This window comes from Gaetbulibacter sp. M240 (assembly GCF_043876815.1).
GTDB lineage: Bacteria > Bacteroidota > Bacteroidia > Flavobacteriales > Flavobacteriaceae > Gaetbulibacter_A.
Map to the genome: position 1 here is coordinate 131,387 of NZ_JBAWKA010000005.1, position 18,222 is coordinate 149,608.

Below are 18,222 nucleotides of genomic sequence, written 5' to 3' on the forward strand. Positions count from 1 at the left end.
TCCACGTGGAACATTGTATAATTTTAAGTGTGCAAATATAAGACGTTTAGAACAAACTAACCTAACAATTTCAAGTAGTGATTTTCCTTTTCGCGCATCAGTTTAGCATCTTGTTTGGTTTTATCTTTATACCCGCAGTAGTGTAATATACCGTGAACCATAACACGATGTAATTCCTCCTCGAACGACACATTATATTCTTCAGCATTTTCTTGTACCCGTTCCACTGAAATATAAATATCCCCGTGAAGGGTTTTTCCTAAACTATAATCGAAACTGATAATGTCGGTAAGGGTGTCATGATCCAAAAATTCCACGTTAATTTTATGAAGATATTCGTCGTCACAAAACACATAATTAAGGTCACCTAAAACACAAGATTCTTCGGAAACAACCTTGTGTATCCAATCAGATAATTTATCCTGATCCTTCAATTCAAAATCGCTCTCAAAATTATATTGAATCATTTCTTTCCTTAAAATAATCTTGAACTTTTTTCTTATAATTCTCCTGCAAAGGTAAGGCTTGTTTATTCAAAATTTCTAGAGAATTAAAAAAACGCTTGGATTTTGGCGTCATATCATCAACCGTATTTTCAAACTGTAATCCATTGGTTTTGGATTCCCTTGAATTATCCTCGCCTTGCAAAAATGTGGCGCTATCTAATTTTAATAATTCATGTTTTAAATCCAGCATCTTTTGAAGTGTCTCATTATTGAAACCATTATTCAGTAAATCAGATTCCACTTCTTCCATCTGATCCAATACATTAGATTCATCTTTACCTAGACCTTGTTTGCTCATTTTGTCTTGCAACGCCTGGCGCAGTTCTTGTTGCCTTTGATAAATTTCATACAACAATCCATTCATCATTTCATCACCACCTTCATTAGTTCCCGACGATCCTTTATTATCACCCTCCGAGCCTTCACTTGGTTCATTGCCCTCCTTTTCTCCTCCTTTATTTTGGGGCTTACCATCATCGCTGTTCTTCATGCCTTCCTGCATCATTTTATTAAGCTCTTCCTGACTCATAATAATATCCGGTAATTGCATATCCCCTTCACCAGACTGACCCGAGCTCATACTCAAATTCTCCTCCATATTATCTAAAACATCACTTAAGAAATCGGATAAATTATTTGCCGCAGTAACCGCAAATTGTTGCCTTGACACACCTTGATAAACATCGGCTTCAGAAAACAGATCTAAGGCCTTATCGATGTTATAATAAACATCCGTAATATTCTTATTTACCGTTTCAGACAACTTTGGTTGCCGTAAAGACAATGCAAACAAACTATCATCAACATGTTCAAAATAAGTTTTTAAATCATTTTGTTTAAGCAAAAAAGAAGCGAACTTATTATCGTTTTGTGAACTATTCTCGAAACTCTTCATTAGCTCCTCCTGATCGAATGAAAAAACAACAACATTATCCAAAATTTGCCGTAACATTTCCGTGTCTTCCTGAAGTTGTTCCTGACTCATAGACATTGCCCTACTCTCCATTTTATTCTTTAATTCTTTCATCTTTGCAGCGGCACGCTTTTGTTGTTCCCTAGCTTTATTCAATTCTGCATTATTATTGGGGTCAACCTCTCCTGATTCCTTTTTCTCTTCCTCTGAATCTGATAAAGATTCCAAGGCCTCCTTTTGATCATTTTGTATCGCATTTTCATCCAAAACATCTCTGGGAATGGATATAGGTTTGCGCAGGTCTTTACTATCCTTTTCAAGATCTTCAAGTGCCTCTTTAAACTCATCAAACCTTTCGTTTAAAGCCTTTTGCTTTTCACTTGAATTGTCAGTTTTTTCTTCCGAAAGTTTTTCTTGGTCTTCAGCCAGCTTCTCTAAATCGGAAGTTAACTGATCTAGTTTCTTTTGCACATAAAACCGCTTTGTTAACTCTAAAAGTTGTTCAAGACTACGTTTTTTATTTTTGTTCCGTTTAGCTAGTTCATCCAGCTTTTCGGTCAAGTCCTCTTTAGCTATTTTATCCTTAATTTTATTTAATTCGTCAAGAAGTTTTTCATCTCGTTCCAACTGCGCTTCATTCTCTTTAAGCCGGTTTTCCAGATCCTCTTTGAAGATATTATCATCTTCCCTATCTAGGTTATTTACATTTTCCTGAAAATTTTTATTAAAGCGTTTCATTAAAGCGTCCTGTTGTTTCTGCCGTTCTAAAAAACGTTCTAATTTTTTCTTGTCATTAAAATTTAAAGACCGCTTTTCCTTTTGTGTTTTAGAAAATTCTTCAAGGGCTTTTTCTTGCTTTTCAAATCCGTCAAGGGACTTATCGATACTTTTTATTGTATTACGTTGTTGTTCTAATTGCTGGTTCTCTAATTCTTCAACGGTATTTTTTCGAAAAACAAACGTATTGCTTCGCGATGTTTTGGACCCGTTAACTTGATCATTATCGGTAACTTGAAAATAAATTTCATAGGTTGTACCAGGTAAAACATCCTGACTTTCCGGAAAGGCGCTAAAAAACTCCCCTATTGTTCCCGGGCTAATCATTATAGGAACTTCCCGTTTAACTTCTGTTTTACCTAAAGGATAATACACCATTTTTAAAGCAGATAAGCCATAATCATCTCTAACCTGTCCATAAAAATACATGGCATCATTATTCAAACTATCTACTTCAGAACGCATTGAAATTTCAGGAAAGGCATCTTTCACAACCACAATATTAAAGTTCAAAGATTCATAGTCTTTCAAATTCTTATTACTTGCAGCAATCATATAATCAAAGCTGGTTCTCACGTCCTTTTCAAAACTAAAAACATCATTTTCTACGACCTTGAACGCCACAGTATCCTTAGCGTAAAAATGTACCGTTTCGGTATTATTAGTTCCAATAGTCCAATTGATTTTTGTTCCTTCTGGAACCGTGGCATTTCCTGAACCCTTCAGGGTAGCATCCGGCTTTTTGGTGTAAGAAGGATAATCTAGGGTCATATCAAAACCTAACAAAGTAGGCGCCTCAATCACTTTTAAGGTATACGTTTTGGATACGACTTTATTAGCCGATAGAACAAAATCCAATGACCTAAACGGTCTTCTAAAAGCATATTCGAATGCCCCTGGCCCTGTTTGTTTTAAAGAATAGGTTTGGTTGTTGAATTCTATTTCCACCCGCTCAGGAACCACTGTACCGGCTGTATTGACCCTAAGCGTGAATGTCTTGTTTTGAACTGTTTCCAAGGCATCATTCAACACAAAGAACTGAAAGGGTGCAGGCGGCTCATAGGCTGTTTTGTAATGAACAACCCGTGTATAAGAATCACTAAACCAACTCAAGTTCCCCGAGATCCATACCAATAGAACAATAACCAGCGGAATAACAGTATATTTTAAGTATTTAATATTCCCTTTAAGGTTTATGGCATTTCGAAACGGAATAGGTTCCAGGGCGATGGCTTTTTGATCGATACTAGCTAATACCAGTTCAGATTGCGCTGCGCTTTCATGAAGTTGAAGCACATTAAGCAACTTATCATTAACTTCGGGAAACTGGTTTCCTATAATGACTGCGGCGTCCTTATAATTTATCCCCTTTTGAAGCTTCACGAGTTTGGCTAAAGGTATCAGAATGAAATACGCCAAAAGCACAAAAGACACCACAACGCAGGTCCAAAAAAGAATTGTCCTGGCCGTCGTACCTAACCACAGTACGTTCTCAATAAAAAGTATTGTTAGCACATAGATCGTCCAAATAGAAAAAAACAGAATAAGTCCCTTTAGCAGCACATTAATATAGTACCGCGTAATAAAAGCCTCAAGCTTGTGCTCAATATTTTTAAAATGACTATTCATAATTCTTTTTCAGTATCAAATACTAGACTTTTCCACGAAACAAACCTAAGGTTTCGATTGGCTTTTCTATAACCCTCTAAACTACAATTTTATTTTTTTTCCGCCCCACTAAATTAGGTGTTAATTGTATCTTTGTAACAAATTTAAGAAAGATGAGTGATACTGTTCGTGTTCGATTTGCACCCAGCCCTACAGGGCCTTTACATATTGGCGGCGTTCGTACCGCACTTTTTAACTATCTATTTGCGAAAAAACACAACGGAACTTTTGTTCTTAGAATCGAAGATACAGACCAAAATCGCTATGTAGAAGGTGCAGAAAAATACATTATTGATGCATTGAACTGGTGTGGTATACCTTGTGATGAAGGCGTTGGTAAAAACGAAAAACTTGGACCCTATCGCCAGAGTGAACGCAAACACTTATACAAAGAATACGCTGATAAATTAATCGCCTCAGGACACGCTTATTACGCTTTTGATACCGCCGAAACACTAGACGCCCACCGTCAAGATCATGAGGCTAAGGGTAAAACATTTATTTACAATTGGCACAACCGCATGAAGCTAAATAATTCATTAGCCCTTAGCGCGGAAGAAACCAAGGCCAAATTAGACTCCGGCGAGGATTATGTGATCCGTTTTAAAAGCCCCCAGGACGAAACCCTTCACTTAACCGACCGGATTCGTGGTGCTATGACCATCGACACTAATATTCTCGATGATAAGGTTTTATTTAAAAGTGATGGTATGCCCACTTATCATCTAGCCAATATTGTTGATGATCACCTTATGGAAATCACACACGTTATTCGTGGTGAAGAATGGCTACCTTCTTTGGCTTTACACCAACAACTATATGATGCATTTGGCTGGAAAGCTCCAGAATTTGCACATTTACCATTGATATTAAAACCTACAGGAAAAGGGAAATTAAGTAAGCGTGATGGCGATAAGCTAGGCTTTCCGGTATTTCCTTTGGAGTGGAAAGATCCAAAAACCGGCGATATCGCGATAGGATATAGAGAGGCAGGTTATTTCCCGGAAGCCGTAACCAACTTTTTAGCTTTTTTAGGCTGGAACCCGGGAACGGAACAAGAACTATTTAGCTTAGAAGAACTGGTTGAGGCCTTCGATCTGGATCGTGTTCACAAATCCGGTGCCCGTTTCGATCCGGATAAAACCAAATGGTATAACCACCATTACATGCAAACCAAAACAGATGATGAATTAGCCGAAAGTTTTAAACTTTTTTTGGATGAAAAACTCCCGTCTAATGACATTGACCTAAATTATATTACGTTGGTTGTCGGCCTTATAAAAGAGCGCGCCACTTTTGTTTCAGACTTTTGGGCGTTAAGTGATTTCTTTTTTACGGCTCCTAAGACCTATGACGAGAAAGCTTTCAAAAAAGCCATTAAAGAAGACACTCCGGAAATTTTAGAAAAGGTTAAATCCCTAATTCTTCATATCGACAGTTTTACGGTTGGATCATTACAAACGGATATTAAGGGTTGGATCACAGAGAACAATATTGGCTTTGGAAAAGTTATGATGCCTTTGCGCCTGGCTCTTGTTGGGGCTCTTCAAGGTCCGGACGTTTTTGAAATTATTTTTATGATCGGGAAATACGAATCTGCTAACAGAATCGATGCTCTCCTTGATAAAATCTAGACGAACGGGAAAATCTAAGAATCTCTTAAAATGTTTTGTAACAAATTATACGCTTAAAGCTACCAATACAGTAGATTATCCTTTTTTCATTGTATCTTTAAGGATAGTATGTAAATCTTAATTTAACCGTAAATATTTCGTTATGAATTTCTATCTTATTCCCTTTTTAATCATAGGATTATTTGTATTAATATCTTCCTTTTTTATTGTAAAACAACAAACCGCCGCTATTATAGAGCGCTTTGGGCGCTTTGAAAGCATACGCCACTCAGGGCTTCGATTAAAAATTCCAATTATAGATCGTGTTGCCGGTCGTTTAAGTTTAAAGATCCAACAACTTGATGTTTTGGTTGAAACCAAGACTTTAGATGATGTATTTGTGAAACTAAAAGTATCTGTCCAGTATCGCGTTCTCAGCGAAAAAGTATATGATGCTTTTTATAAACTCGATTATCCGCATGAACAGATCACCAGTTATGTTTTTGATGTGGTGCGTGCCGAAGTGCCTAAAATGAAGTTGGATGATGTATTTGTTAAAAAAGATGATATTGCATTGGCGGTAAAAGCCGAATTAAATGATGCCATGCTAGAATATGGTTTCGATATTATTAAAACCCTGGTAACCGATATTGACCCCGATGCCCAGGTTAAGGCGGCTATGAACCGAATTAATGCCGCAGATAGAGAAAAAACTGCTGCGCAATATGAAGGAGACGCTGCGCGTATTTTAATTGTTGAAAAAGCCAAAGCAGAAGCTGAAAGCAAGCGTTTACAAGGCCAGGGTATTGCTGATCAGCGTCGTGAAATTGCACGTGGCCTCGAGGAATCTGTTGATGTTTTAAATCGTGTAGGTATTAATTCCCAAGAAGCTTCAGCATTGATCGTAGTGACACAACACTATGATACACTTCAGGCTATTGGTAGTGAAACCAATAGCAACCTTATATTGTTACCTAATTCGCCTCAGGCAGGAAGTAATATGCTCAATGACATGGTAGCTAGTTTTACGGCAAGCAACCAAATAGGAGAAGCCATGAAAAAGGCGCGTAAAGACGAGGGGGGTAAAAAGTAACTTCCGTACAACAACCTCTATAAAAAAACCTCTTGAAATGGAATTCAAGAGGTTTTTTTATTAATCTTTATTGTCGTATTTCGTTATGAGATCACGCAAGGTGTTTCGATAATCCTTGAGATCTTCCAGATTAATATTTTCTTTAGAATTACCCACAGGAATTGTACTTCGAGATTCCTTGAGATATTTTTGAAGTTCCGGATAATCGGTTTCAATTGTTCTCATTAAACTTGAAATTTCACTTAATATATCTTGATTCTTTTGTTCCATAATTCTCTTCATCTGTATCTATAAAATATAGAAAAAACCTGAAAAAGTCTCTTAAAGAAGTATTAAATTATGATCTTGGCTGATATATGATAATAATTTGAATAGCAATAGCTAAGAAAATCAAGAAATATATTTCAATTTGAGTAAAGAGTTGGACAATGCCTAAAGCGTGCTGACTTATAGACATTTGCCGTCTACCCTCTGTAATTTGAACTTTAAACAGCGCATCAAGATTCTTATTCATTAATCCTAGTTGCTTTTCAAACATGTCGTTATCGAAATCATTATTTTGTTTAATTCTCAATTCAACATCTTTAAGTTCTTCAAAATTCAACTTAAATGTTTTTAAAATAACCTCTTCCTCTTCGGTTAATTTAGTCAACTCAAACCTTACAATGAGATCAGCTATAGCGTAATTAATAATGTTATTTTTTGATTTAAATAAAGTGCTGTCTGTTACTTTTAGGGTCCGTTCTTTATTCTGGATAGCTTTGTGCATCTCAAACACCAAATCACTTGCAATTAACCTGTCCTCGTAGATGGTTACAACCGAATCTCTTACGCGTTTAAAATTATTTCTATCTACCAGATTGGTGATTAATATAATTGTAAAAACCATAAGAATTCCTAGTATCCACTTGATCTTGTTATAAAGCTCCATAAGGTTTGTTTTAAAATTAAAAAGCCGCTAGACTTTTACGACTAGCAGCTTTAGCTATTTATTAATCTCAATTTGAATTAACTAATCATTTTTTCGCCAGGGTTTGTAGTTCTTGTAGGCTGGACCGGTTAATTTTGAACGTTCAGAACCGAAGGTTATAAGGGTCTTTTTGGTTTCTGTATCTCTATTCCAATGTTTTTTATTCTTAAACGCCGGGCCAGTTAACTTTGCTTCCGGGTTAATTGAATAAACTTTAACGGGTTCGCTTTTGTGCATCCAGGGCTTATAATTCTTGTAAGCTGGTCCTTTAAGGTCGTTTCGGTTTTGAGAAAACCCAGCAAAAGAAACCAATAATACCGCCAGTGTTAATATAAGTTTTTTCATAGTATTTGTTTTTAATTATTAACAAAATTAACTATGAATACACTGGTTTAGAATTACAGAGATTTACGTATTTGGTATCCGTATAAATACGGATAAAAATTATATCAATTTAAGTTCTGTGGCTTTTTTAATAAGTTCAGCTGTGTTTTTTACCTCAAGTTTCCTTAGGATATTTCCTCGATGTGTTTCAATGGTTCTGGTGCTAACAAATAATTTTGCTGATATGTCCTTTGTAGTAAACCCTTGAGAAATAAGCTCCAGAACTTCTTTTTCTTTTTGAGAAAGAATGTTTTCACTTATAACATTCTCAGACATATAGTTGATCATTTTTTCTGAAATATTCGGGCTAAAGTATTTTTTACCCTGACTCACAATTCTAACGACCTTAATCAGTTCTTCTTGATCTGTGTTTTTAAGCAAATAGCTATACGCTCCCTTTTTGGCACATTTTGCAATATAATTACCTTCATCATGCATGGATATGATAATGGGTTTGATGGCCGCGTTCAAGTTTTTTATTTTGTCTAGAACTCCAAAACCATCCAGCTGTGGCATGGTAATATCCAGAAGAACAATATCAATATCTTGATGATCCATAATAAAATCTATAAACGATTTACCGTCACCAATTGCCGCTACAACGTCAATATCATTGTACTTCATCAATAGCTCTTTCAAGCCATTTCTAAAAAGCTCATGGTCATCTACTATAATTATCTTAATTGGTTTCATACTCCTTTTCAATAGGTAATTCAATTTCAAACGTGGAATTATTCGGTAAAGATGAAATTTTAATTTTCCCTTGACATATTTCTACACGTTCCTTGATGTTAATTAATCCTGAGCCCAGTTTAATGGTGTTAATATTAAATCCAATACCGTCGTCGAAGTAAAACAAGGAAATGAAATCGTCAAATTCTGATAATGTTATTTTAATGTTTTTAGCCTTAGCGTGTTTTAAACTGTTATTTATTAATTCTTGAGAAATTCTAAAGATATGTATTTCCTGAGTTTTGGTGATTTTACTCTCGTCTTGTTTAGTAAGGTCTTCAAAATCAATATTTATAGTTGTAGAGTTGTTAATGTTTTCAACGAAGTTTTCTAAAGCAGCACCTACTCCAAAATCTTCAATTATTGAAGGCATCAAAGCGTTGGACATCGACCGAATTTCCGATATGGTGTCATCAACAATAGTTTTCATTTGTTTCCGTTCCTTGTCGTTTTCGATTTTATTCTCAATATAAAACTTTAATGACGTTAAAAGTGGGCCTATGCCATCATGAAGTTCCCTAGCCAATCGTTGTCTTTCTTTTTCCAAACCATCAACCAACTGGCGTTTCGTATTAATTCTGTTTTTACTTTCTTTATTTCTAAATTCAATTAATTTATCCCTCATTTTTATTAAACTCTTCCCTAATAAATCATTTTGACTCTTCGGAAAGTATTGCGTATTCAAGTTCATCTTACCGATCTCATTTGAAAAATTTACAGCGCCCTGAAGAGACTTCTTTAAATTATCAAGCGCTTGGAACATCTCTTTTATTTCATTTGAGTTCTTGCCAAAATCATTGCGCTGTTCATAATCTCCTTCAGCCATTATTTTTAAGCTTTTCTTCATATTGATGATGGGATTAGCTATGATCCTTGTAAGAAATAAGGACAAAACAACGGCCAGAAAAGTAATTACAGCAATTAAAGTTAAAAGCCTTGTTCTAAGCTCTATAAGCGGTGCCATAACCTCAGACTCATCTATTTCTGAAAGGATAACCAAATTTAGTTTCGAGATTTTTATAAGGCTGAATACCCCATAAACATCTACATCCCTGTAATCTTTATAAAGTCCACTACCAGACTTACCTTCCAAAGCTTGTTGTACCCCCTTAGTTTTAACCAAAATGGTATTAGGAACTTTATCCGGTAAAAAACGCGATTGAGATCGCATGCGGTAATCTTCCCCAACCAAATATGATTCTCCTGTTTGGCCCATCCCTGTTCGTTCAAGTAAAATATTCTTGATTTTACTATAGGGTATTATTTTTACTTTTGATTGATATCCTTCTTTTAAAACTAATCCTATTGAGGTTTTGTTTTGATTATGGTAGGGTGTTAAATCATATATTCCTGAAGCCGGAAATTTAGTATTAGGGAAGGTAAATTCTAAACTATCTATTAATCCCTCAGGATTAGAGTCTTCAAAAAATTGATTCCATTCGTTTTGAATTAATCGCTCTAATTGAACCATTTTAAGGGTTTTAATAGAATTTAATTGCTTAAGGATCCGATCGTCTAAAACCTTGGAAAATTGATTGTAGAACGTAACCGATAACGCTATAGTTACCAGAAAAACAAGGCTATTTAAAATGATAAGTATTAAAAACCTTAAGCTCATTATTGGAATCTGTTATTGCGGGTAAACCTGAAGTATAAAAATACGACTTTAATTATTTAAAAGGGTGGCGTTCCCTCCATTCTTGTTTTGGGTTAACCAAACTGAAGACTATTTTAAAAATCATATTCAGAACAGGGTTGGTATGTTTCATAAACACCCACATGTCTTCCGCTTTAGCGCCTACAGAACTTTTAATAGCCATGGCGGTACGAGCGTAAACCACGGTTTTAAATGAATTTTGAATGCCAAAATCCAACATATCGTAAAGCATATTCAAATACAATTGATTCGGGTATTGATGTGCTTCATCATAACCTAAAAAATACGTTTCCAGATCAGTCTGGTTTAGAAGCAAACTATAAAAGCCAACAAGCTTTCCCTGGTCGTAATAGCCAAACAATCTAAATTGACCCTTTAAATGTTTCTTCAGGCTATAGAAGTGATTTTCAGGTAAAATAAAGGTATTGAACTTCGCATTGTCAGAAACATTCAAATACAATTGATGTAACGTAGCACTGTTTTCTTTAATTGTCTCCAGATCCAATTCGACGGGTTTAAGAGCTCCTCTTTTCTTTCTGGCGCGTTTGTACCTGTCCCTATATTTCTTTGTTAGAACAGCCGTATAATCGTCTATACTGACCCAATTCTTCGGTATTTCCAGAAGCATATTGGGTTGCAGATTTAAGCGATGAAATTTGTGGGTTAGAAAATACTCGGTGTTTCCGTGAAAGGTGTCATGAGAAAAGTAATCCTTAAAAGCTATAATTTGGATCCTTCTTTGATATTGCTTTTTAATTAAAGGCTGGAGCTCAACCAATGCTTTCTGGGTTGCCGTTAAGAATTGGGGATAGTTTAATTCTTTTTCATCAAAATAAATACCGTGTTGCCCGGTGTGCATAATGTTTCCCACAACAAGCGCACACCCCTTGATTAGCGATGATATCGAATGCCGTAATACTTCTTTAAGACTCCCAGACTGATGTTGCCGGAACATATCATTTAAATCCAATTTCACCAATTGTACAACAGCGACACCAACCAGCTTTTGATCTTTATAAAATCCAATAAAAAACAGGTGGATGTTTTTGGGTGAAGCCTCCTCTACAGAACGTAAATAATTTGTTTGCAGGAACAGGTCATGATTCACCAAAGTATCCCAGTCCCGGGATAATTCTTGCGTTGTATTAAATATTTTATGTTGTATCACTTAAAAATGAAAAGACTGAAAATATTAATTTCAGTCTTCTTATGGATTAAAAATTAAAAACACCCGAATTGTTCATTGGGTTTTAAAGGGCTTGTGCTTCAGTTACCAGAACCTGATTATTATCCACCAAAGCCTTATTGATAAAGTCGAGGATAGCTTCGTTCTTGTCCTGACCTTTTTTTAACATAACCCCCAAAACCAGAGTTACGGCAATACGGGTTCCAGCCTTTTTTACAGCGGTGTTGAATAAAGGTTCAAGCTCATCATAACTTACTTCTTCAGCTAGCTTCTGAATTTCTGCCTTTACCTTAGCTTGTTTATCCTCTGGATAATTAGTGTATTTTTTTCCAAGTTGTTTGATGACATCAATTGCTTTACGCTTAGATTGTGGTTGGTTTTGGTTTTTATTAGCCTGTTGGGGTTGTGGTTTTTGCTTAGCCCACGAATCTCTTAAACCAACCGTTTTATTGAAAATCAGATGATCTTCAGTCGAATCTTTATCGACACAAAAATAGCCTAAACGTTGAAATTGATAGCGATCGCCGACCTCCGCATCTTTCAAGCCTGGCTCTAAATAAGCTTTAATGGTTTTTAAAGAATTAGGGTTTAAAAATTCCATAAAATCCTTATCTTCATAACTATCAGGCGCTTCATCCATAAATAATCGGTCATACTCTCTAACCTCAGCTTCTAAAGCATGTTGAATGGAAACCCAGTGCAGTGTTCCCTTAACCTTTTTCTCTGTGTCTTCGGAATAGGTACAATGAATTTCCTGAATGGTACCATCCTCTGATTTTACCACAGATTCACCTTTGATAATGTAAGCGTTCTTAAGGCGCACTTCACCGTCAAGCGTTAAACGGAAAAATTTCTTACCTGCAGCCTCTTTAAAGTCGGCTCTCTCAATATAAATTTCTCTTGAAAACGGTACTTTTCGATAACCAGCACTCTCGTCTTCCTGATTATTTTCCGCATCCAGCCACTCTATCTTATCTTCAGGATAATTCGTGATCACAATTTTTACCGGATCCAATACCGCCATCACACGAGGTGCAGTTTTATTGAGATCTTCCCGAATGCAAAATTCCAATAAAGAGACATCGATAACGTTGTCTCGTTTGGCAACGCCAACAGTTTCTACAAATTTGCGCAGTGCTGCCGGTGTATATCCGCGACGTCGTAAACCTGAAATAGTAGGCATCCTTGGGTCATCCCAACCATTTACAATATTATCGTTTACTAATTGGAGCAACTTACGTTTGCTCATAATCGTATAACTTAAGTTCAACCGGGCAAACTCACGTTGTTTAGGACGTAATTTATCCGGTTCAACCAATTGATCCAAGAACCAGTCATACAATTCACGATGCGGTTTAAACTCTAAAGAACATAAGGAGTGTGATATCTGTTCTATATAATCAGACTGGCCATGCGTCCAATCGTACATAGGATACACACACCAATCGTTACCGGTACGATGATGACTCTTTTTTATCACGCGATACATAATGGGGTCACGCATCAACATATTGGGGTGCTGCATATCTATTTTAGCACGTAAAATATGTTCCCCTTCAGCAAATTCACCATTTTTCATGCGTATGAAAAGATCTAGGTTTTCTTCAACAGACCGATTTCTGTAGGGTCCATCAACACCAGGTTGTGTTGGGGTTCCTTTTTGTTCGGCCATCACTTCACTAGACTGAGAGTCTACATAAGCCTTGCCTTCTTTGATAAGTTCGATAGCCCAGTCATATAACTGCTGAAAATAATCTGAAGAAAACAAAACCTGATCCCATGTATATCCCAACCACGCGACATCGCGCTTAATGGCATCCACATACTCCTGCTCTTCCTTAGCCGGATTCGTATCGTCGAATCGCAGGTTTACAGGGGCGTTGTAATACTCGCCCAACCCAAAACTAATACCAATTGCCTTGGTATGGCCAATGTGTAAATAGCCGTTGGGCTCCGGTGGAAATCGAAAACGCAAAGCCTTTTTGGATAAACCTTGTGCCAGATCTTCTTCTATAATTTGCTCAATAAAATTGAGTGATTTTCTTTCTTCAGACATTCTTGAAATTTATTTCATCGCAATAGGCCTCAAAATTAAGGAAATTCAGGTTATTTTTGCTGAATAAGTTAGAGAAGCGTAACAAATTTTTGAATTGGTGCATAAACCATGACACGCTTTTCTTAAATACACTTTCTAAAATGGAAAATTTAAATTATAGGTGCCCGAAGTGTGGTCACACAGATTGTTCGGTTGATGAGATGCGAGCTACCGGTGGAACATTGTCAAAAATTTTCGATGTTCAAAATAAAAAATTTACCTCGGTAACCTGTTCGAATTGCACGTACACCGAGTTCTATAAAGCTAAAACGTCTGCGCTTAGCAATATTTTTGATTTATTTACAACGTAATGGGAATAATTAAAGTAGAAAACATTCGGATTTATGCTTATCACGGATGCTTAAAAGAGGAGAAAAAAATAGGTAGTGATTACCGTGTCGATCTTCAGGTAGAAGCAGATCTAAGAACGTCGTCAGAATCTGATAAATTAAGCGATACGGTTGACTATGTATTTCTGAATAAGGTGATTAAAGAAGAAATGCTTAAGCCCTCGCACTTGCTAGAAACTGTTGGAAAGCGTATCTTAGATCGGATCTTTAACGAAGATCCACGTATAGAAAAGGCAACTGTTTGGGTGAGTAAACTAAACCCTCCTATAGGTGGTGATGTTGCACGTGTTACGATAAAAATGTCGGATAAGCGAAAAAATCATTTAAACTAAAGAAAAGTCTTAATTTTTTTTACATTTGCACTCAGAATGGCGTCGTGGCCGAGTGGCTAGGCAGAGGTCTGCAAAACCTTCTACAGCGGTTCGAATCCGCTCGACGCCTCAAAAAAGCTTTCAAGATTTTGGAAGCTTTTATTTTTTTATAGGGTTAATTTGTTCCAATTTCTCCTCTATTATTTTTTTCTCCTTAGGAAAAAACCCTTGAACCAAAAGAAGGATCCCAAAACCGAGAATGACCAGTGAAATTATTTTTTTGGCTTTAAAGATTAGTCGTGGCGTTAAACGATTCTTTAATTGCTTGGCAACGACAATCTTAATTAAATCCATAAGAAAATAGGTTCCTAAAATACTGCCAAGAAAAACAACTACACCGTTATTTGAGCTCGTTAAACTATTTGCTAGTACAATAAATGCCACCCAACCTAAAAGGACGCCAATATTGATGAAGTTTAGTAAAAAGCCTTTTAAAAATAATTTACCATACCCCTTTTTGATCTCTACCCGGTGATAATCCCGAAGAATGTCCCGAAAGGACTTAGAGGTTTTTATAAAAGAAATAAAACCATAAACAGAGAGCAAAACACCACCAAATATTAGAAAATTAGGATCGTCCTTTATTTTATCGAGTAGTTTGTTCGTGCTGAAAAAAGCCACTATTATAAAAACAATATCCGCTAGGATCACACCTAGATCAAAAATCAAAGCGCTTTTAAATCCTTTTGTGGCACTTGTTTCAAGAAGCACAAAGAAAACAGGCCCAATGGTGAAGGCTAAAATAATACCAAACGGAATGGCTGTTAAAACATCATCCAACATAAACATTCTGGGTTTTAACAAAAGTAATTAAATCTGAAAACAAATGTAAGTCGTTGATTATAATGATACCATAGTCTCTAAACTTGTGTTGGAGCTTCCACCTACAAAAACTTTAAAATCGCCAGGCTCTACAAGAAAATTTCCTTGATTGTCGTAAAACCCAAGTTCCTTATCAGTAAGTGTTAAGGTAATGGTTTTTATTTCTCCCGATTTTAGAGGCACCTGTTCAAATCCTTTAAGTTCCTTAACGGGTCTTGTAACACTTGCAACCATATCACGAATGTAGAGTTGCGCGGTTTCTTTTCCATCCCGTTCCCCTGTATTTTCAATATCCACAGAAACTTCAAATGTCGTTTCACCTGTTTTAGAAACCTTTAGATTTGAATAAGAAAACGTCGTGTAGCTCAAGCCGTACCCAAATGGATAAAGCGGGGTGTTTTCAACATCAATATAATGTGACCAAAAGACATCACCGGGATTCTTTGGTTTTGGTCGTCCGGTATTTTTATAATTATAAAACAAAGGTACCTGACCAACGCGTCTTGGAAAGGTTACAGGTAATTTTCCACTAGGGTTATAATCACCATAAAGCACTTGAGCAATAGCATTACCACTTTGGGTGCCCAGTTGCCAGGCTTCTACGATAGCAGGAATATGTTCCGCAGCCCAAGGAATAGCGACAGGACGACCGTTATGTAACACTAAAACAATGTTTTTGTTCACGGCATAGACCGCTTCCAATAAGTCTTGCTGCACACCTGGTAATCCTAATTCGGAACGGCTTCTCGCCTCCCCGCTTTCAAAAGCTTGTTCACCCAGAACCATCACAACAACATCGGCGTTCTTGGCTGTTTTAATAGCTTCAGGAAAACCACTTTTATCTGTAGTATTGATCTCTATTTCTTTAGTAAATTCTGTGTTACCCACAACAACATCAGCGCCTTTTACATAATTTAAAGTGTTATCAGGATAGGCTTTCATGCCTTCTAAAAAAGACACTGCTGTTCCATTATCCGCGGCTATACGCCAGTTCCCTAACGGACTCGTTTTATCATCAGCTAAGGCTCCTATAACTGCAATAGTTTGACCTTTCTTTTTTAAAGGCAAAAGTTCGTTTTCATTTTTTAGAAGAACAATAGATTTTTTAGCCATATCTAAAACAGCATCTTGAATTTCCTGACTTCCCGTAACTGTTTTTTCGCGTTCTTCATCACAATACCTGTAAGGATCATCAAATAATCCTAATTCATATTTAACCTTTAAAATTCTTGAAACAGCATCATCAATAAGGGCTTCAGAAACCTTACCGGATTTTACTAAACCAGCTAATTTTGTAACATAAGCATCCGATTCCATATCCATATCACAACCTGCAATAGCTGCTAATTCAGCAGCATGCTCTAAGTCTTTCGCGTAACCGTGATTTTGCATTTCTTCTATAGAACCCCAATCCGAAACCATAAAACCTTTAAAGTCCCATTTTCCTTTTAAAACTTCCCTTTGTAGATATACATTTCCTGTGGCCGGAATACCATTAAGTACATTAAAAGCGTTCATAAATGTTTTCACATCAGCATCCAGCGCTGCTTTAAAAGGCGGAAAAATGATGTTATTCAAGGTTGAAGTTCCTACATCAACAGTATTATAATCACGACCACCTTCTACAAAACCATAACCGGCAAAATGTTTGGCACAGGCTGCAACTGTATTAGGTTTGGAAAGATCATCTCCTTGAAAACCATTTACACGCGCTTTAGCGATCAAAGACCCTAAAAAAGGATCTTCTCCGGCACCTTCCATAACACGACCCCAACGAGCATCTCTGGAAATATCAACCATGGGCGCGAACGTCCAATTTATCCCGGCAGCAGAACATTCTAAAGCAGCCATTTGCGCAGAGGTTTTTATGGCTTCAAGATCCCAGCTCGCCGCTTCCGCTAACGGAATAGGACTGATCGTTTTATATCCATGGATCACATCAAAACCAATAATCAAAGGAATTCCCAATCGCGTTTCTTCAACGGCAATTTTTTGTACCGCTCTTACATCTTTAACACCTCTCACGTTCAGCATTGAACCTACATAACCTTTTCGTAGATCATCATATTTTTTAGCAGCATCACCCGTTGATGGTGTTGGCCCTGTAACCTCCCAAAATCCATTATACTGGTTCATCTGACCTATTTTTTCCTCTAAGGTCATTTTTGAAAGTAAGGACTCTATTTTTGAATCTATAGATTCTGGTTCCTGTTGTGCTTCTTGTTTGCAAGATGATAATATCGTCATACCAATAAAAATAAAAGGATATAAAATGTACTGTATTTTGGTCATGATCTGTGTTTTAGTTGGAAAAAAGCAAAGATATAAATTTAAGGTCTGATTCATAATTATAAAAAATCCCTACTTAGTAAAGTAGGGATCATAAAATTTAATTCCATTTCATATTACGAATCGACACGTTTAACACGTCCGCCTAAAGCTTTGGATTCATTTATTGTTTCCGGTTGGCCGTAAATATAAACATCACCCCCGGCTCTGATGTTAATATCTAATACCTTTGAAGCTCTAACATGGCCTTCTCCACCGGCTTTAATGGATATATCAGTATTTTCGGTATCTACTTTACTTCCCTTATAAATACCACCTGTTGATATGGTAATATTTTGGGTTTTCGCTTGACCTGTAGCATTAATAATACCACCTGTTACTGATTTTATATTAGCATATTTTACAGCTATAGGAACTGAAATACTGGCGCCTTCCTGAGCTTTGAGGTCGATCTCGAACTGTTCAATAGTGTCTTCCGATTTTACGATAGCGCCTTCATTTACATCAATCATATCAACATTGGTGTAATGTAATTTAACATGGGTTTTATCGCCATCAAAAATCTTACCTATATTCATTTTAATTTTTAAAACACCATTCGTGTTTTTTAGAATAACGTCTTCGGTATTATTACCAGTGATAATAACTTTATTTTGGTCTGATTTAATGAGCTCCACATGGATTAAATCATAAACCTTAAGTACTGTAAATTCACCTATTTCACGTTCTATCGAATTTTGTGCAAATACTGATGTAGATATCAGCAGCACAACAAGTTTCACTAAAGTTTTCATTT

16 protein-coding genes and 1 tRNA gene are annotated in these 18,222 nt (G+C 36.4%); 5 read left to right on the forward strand and 12 right to left on the reverse strand.

Features of this window, described 5'->3' with window-relative positions; translation table 11 throughout:
• Nucleotides 1-56: 56 nt before the first annotated feature.
• Together ybeY and V8G61_RS13745 are read right to left on the reverse strand one after the other, a co-directional pair.
• Entirely contained in the window at nucleotides 57-467 is a 411-nt protein-coding gene (gene ybeY / locus V8G61_RS13740; protein ID WP_394876446.1) for an rRNA maturation RNase YbeY, read from the reverse strand.
• Nucleotides 454-3,825 carry a DUF4175 family protein gene (locus V8G61_RS13745; RefSeq protein WP_394876447.1) on the reverse strand — a complete coding sequence of 1,124 codons (3,372 nt, stop codon included), beginning with the start codon at nucleotides 3,823-3,825 and terminating at the stop codon, nucleotides 454-456. Before V8G61_RS13745 ends, ybeY begins: the two co-directional genes overlap by 14 nt.
• A 152-nt stretch (nucleotides 3,826-3,977) precedes the next feature.
• On the opposite strand from V8G61_RS13745, the gene gltX reads away from it, so the two are divergent.
• Nucleotides 3,978-5,498, forward strand: a complete 1,521-nt coding sequence (gene gltX / locus V8G61_RS13750; RefSeq protein ID WP_394876448.1) for a glutamate--tRNA ligase — start codon at nucleotides 3,978-3,980, stop codon at nucleotides 5,496-5,498.
• Nucleotides 5,499-5,640: 142 nt separating this feature from the next.
• On the forward strand, nucleotides 5,641-6,570 hold the full coding sequence (locus V8G61_RS13755) for an SPFH domain-containing protein (protein ID WP_394876449.1): 930 nt from the start codon (nucleotides 5,641-5,643) through the stop codon (nucleotides 6,568-6,570).
• A 60-nt stretch (nucleotides 6,571-6,630) separates the two neighbouring features.
• Here the strand turns inward: V8G61_RS13755 and V8G61_RS13760 are convergent, their stop codons facing one another.
• From V8G61_RS13760 to V8G61_RS13790, 7 genes are all read right to left on the reverse strand, one after another.
• On the reverse strand, nucleotides 6,631-6,795 hold the full coding sequence (locus V8G61_RS13760; protein ID WP_394876450.1) for a hypothetical protein: 165 nt from the start codon (nucleotides 6,793-6,795) through the stop codon (nucleotides 6,631-6,633).
• Between the two features lie 112 nt (nucleotides 6,796-6,907).
• Complete coding sequence (locus V8G61_RS13765) at nucleotides 6,908-7,501, reverse strand: MCP four helix bundle domain-containing protein (RefSeq protein ID WP_394876452.1); 594 nt, start codon at nucleotides 7,499-7,501, stop codon at nucleotides 6,908-6,910.
• Nucleotides 7,502-7,582: 81 nt separating this feature from the next.
• A complete protein-coding gene (locus tag V8G61_RS13770) occupies nucleotides 7,583-7,885 on the reverse strand; it encodes a hypothetical protein (protein ID WP_394876453.1) in 303 nt (100 codons plus the stop codon).
• 99 nt (nucleotides 7,886-7,984) lie between these two features.
• A complete protein-coding gene (locus V8G61_RS13775; RefSeq protein ID WP_394876454.1) occupies nucleotides 7,985-8,617 on the reverse strand; it encodes a response regulator in 633 nt (210 codons plus the stop codon).
• Nucleotides 8,604-10,127: an ATP-binding protein gene (locus V8G61_RS13780; protein ID WP_394876455.1), complete on the reverse strand. Its 1,524-nt coding sequence runs from the start codon at nucleotides 10,125-10,127 to the stop codon at nucleotides 8,604-8,606. The genes V8G61_RS13775 and V8G61_RS13780 overlap by 14 nt, the downstream gene beginning before the upstream one ends.
• Nucleotides 10,128-10,326: 199 nt before the next feature.
• Nucleotides 10,327-11,481 carry a GNAT family N-acetyltransferase gene (locus V8G61_RS13785; protein ID WP_394876456.1) on the reverse strand — a complete coding sequence of 385 codons (1,155 nt, stop codon included), beginning with the start codon at nucleotides 11,479-11,481 and terminating at the stop codon, nucleotides 10,327-10,329.
• An 82-nt stretch (nucleotides 11,482-11,563) separates the two neighbouring features.
• Complete coding sequence (locus tag V8G61_RS13790; protein ID WP_394876458.1) at nucleotides 11,564-13,555, reverse strand: glutamine--tRNA ligase/YqeY domain fusion protein; 1,992 nt, start codon at nucleotides 13,553-13,555, stop codon at nucleotides 11,564-11,566.
• A gap of 140 nt (nucleotides 13,556-13,695) precedes the next feature.
• Between V8G61_RS13790 and V8G61_RS13795 the strand changes: the two genes are divergently transcribed.
• From V8G61_RS13795 to V8G61_RS13805, 3 genes are all read left to right on the forward strand, one after another.
• On the forward strand, nucleotides 13,696-13,905 hold the full coding sequence (locus V8G61_RS13795; RefSeq protein ID WP_394876459.1) for a zinc ribbon domain-containing protein: 210 nt from the start codon (nucleotides 13,696-13,698) through the stop codon (nucleotides 13,903-13,905).
• Complete coding sequence (folB, locus tag V8G61_RS13800) at nucleotides 13,905-14,276, forward strand: dihydroneopterin aldolase (protein ID WP_394876460.1); 372 nt, start codon at nucleotides 13,905-13,907, stop codon at nucleotides 14,274-14,276. The genes V8G61_RS13795 and folB overlap by 1 nt, the downstream gene beginning before the upstream one ends.
• Nucleotides 14,277-14,314: 38 nt before the next feature.
• Nucleotides 14,315-14,385, forward strand: a tRNA-Cys gene (locus tag V8G61_RS13805).
• 29 nt (nucleotides 14,386-14,414) lie between these two features.
• Here V8G61_RS13805 and V8G61_RS13810 read toward each other — a convergent pair.
• The 3 genes from V8G61_RS13810 to V8G61_RS13820 all read right to left on the reverse strand — a co-directional run bounded on the left by V8G61_RS13810 (nucleotide 14,415) and on the right by V8G61_RS13820 (nucleotide 18,220).
• Entirely contained in the window at nucleotides 14,415-15,098 is a 684-nt protein-coding gene (locus tag V8G61_RS13810; RefSeq protein ID WP_394876461.1) for a LysE family translocator, read from the reverse strand.
• A 57-nt stretch (nucleotides 15,099-15,155) separates the two neighbouring features.
• The gene (gene bglX / locus V8G61_RS13815; protein ID WP_394876462.1) at nucleotides 15,156-17,429 is read right to left on the reverse strand and encodes a beta-glucosidase BglX; all 2,274 of its coding nucleotides are present in this window, start codon (nucleotides 17,427-17,429) and stop codon (nucleotides 15,156-15,158) included.
• Between the two features lie 113 nt (nucleotides 17,430-17,542).
• Complete coding sequence (locus V8G61_RS13820) at nucleotides 17,543-18,220, reverse strand: head GIN domain-containing protein (protein WP_394876463.1); 678 nt, start codon at nucleotides 18,218-18,220, stop codon at nucleotides 17,543-17,545.
• Nucleotides 18,221-18,222: the final 2 nt, after the last annotated feature.

Coding starts and splice junctions, on each gene's coding strand:
- ybeY (WP_394876446.1), bottom strand. CDS start 467: ATGATTCAATATAATTTTGAGAGCGATTTTGAATTGAAGGATCAGGAT.
- V8G61_RS13745 (WP_394876447.1), bottom strand. CDS start 3,825: ATGAATAGTCATTTTAAAAATATTGAGCACAAGCTTGAGGCTTTTATT.
- gltX (WP_394876448.1), top strand. CDS start 3,978: ATGAGTGATACTGTTCGTGTTCGATTTGCACCCAGCCCTACAGGGCCT.
- V8G61_RS13755 (WP_394876449.1), top strand. CDS start 5,641: ATGAATTTCTATCTTATTCCCTTTTTAATCATAGGATTATTTGTATTA.
- V8G61_RS13760 (WP_394876450.1), bottom strand. CDS start 6,795: ATGAGAACAATTGAAACCGATTATCCGGAACTTCAAAAATATCTCAAG.
- V8G61_RS13765 (WP_394876452.1), bottom strand. CDS start 7,501: ATGGAGCTTTATAACAAGATCAAGTGGATACTAGGAATTCTTATGGTT.
- V8G61_RS13770 (WP_394876453.1), bottom strand. CDS start 7,885: ATGAAAAAACTTATATTAACACTGGCGGTATTATTGGTTTCTTTTGCT.
- V8G61_RS13775 (WP_394876454.1), bottom strand. CDS start 8,617: ATGAAACCAATTAAGATAATTATAGTAGATGACCATGAGCTTTTTAGA.
- V8G61_RS13780 (WP_394876455.1), bottom strand. CDS start 10,127: ATGGTTCAATTAGAGCGATTAATTCAAAACGAATGGAATCAATTTTTT.
- V8G61_RS13790 (WP_394876458.1), bottom strand. CDS start 13,555: ATGTCTGAAGAAAGAAAATCACTCAATTTTATTGAGCAAATTATAGAA.
- V8G61_RS13795 (WP_394876459.1), top strand. CDS start 13,696: ATGGAAAATTTAAATTATAGGTGCCCGAAGTGTGGTCACACAGATTGT.
- folB (WP_394876460.1), top strand. CDS start 13,905: ATGGGAATAATTAAAGTAGAAAACATTCGGATTTATGCTTATCACGGA.
- V8G61_RS13810 (WP_394876461.1), bottom strand. CDS start 15,098: ATGTTGGATGATGTTTTAACAGCCATTCCGTTTGGTATTATTTTAGCC.
- bglX (WP_394876462.1), bottom strand. CDS start 17,429: ATGACCAAAATACAGTACATTTTATATCCTTTTATTTTTATTGGTATG.
- V8G61_RS13820 (WP_394876463.1), bottom strand. CDS start 18,220: ATGAAAACTTTAGTGAAACTTGTTGTGCTGCTGATATCTACATCAGTA.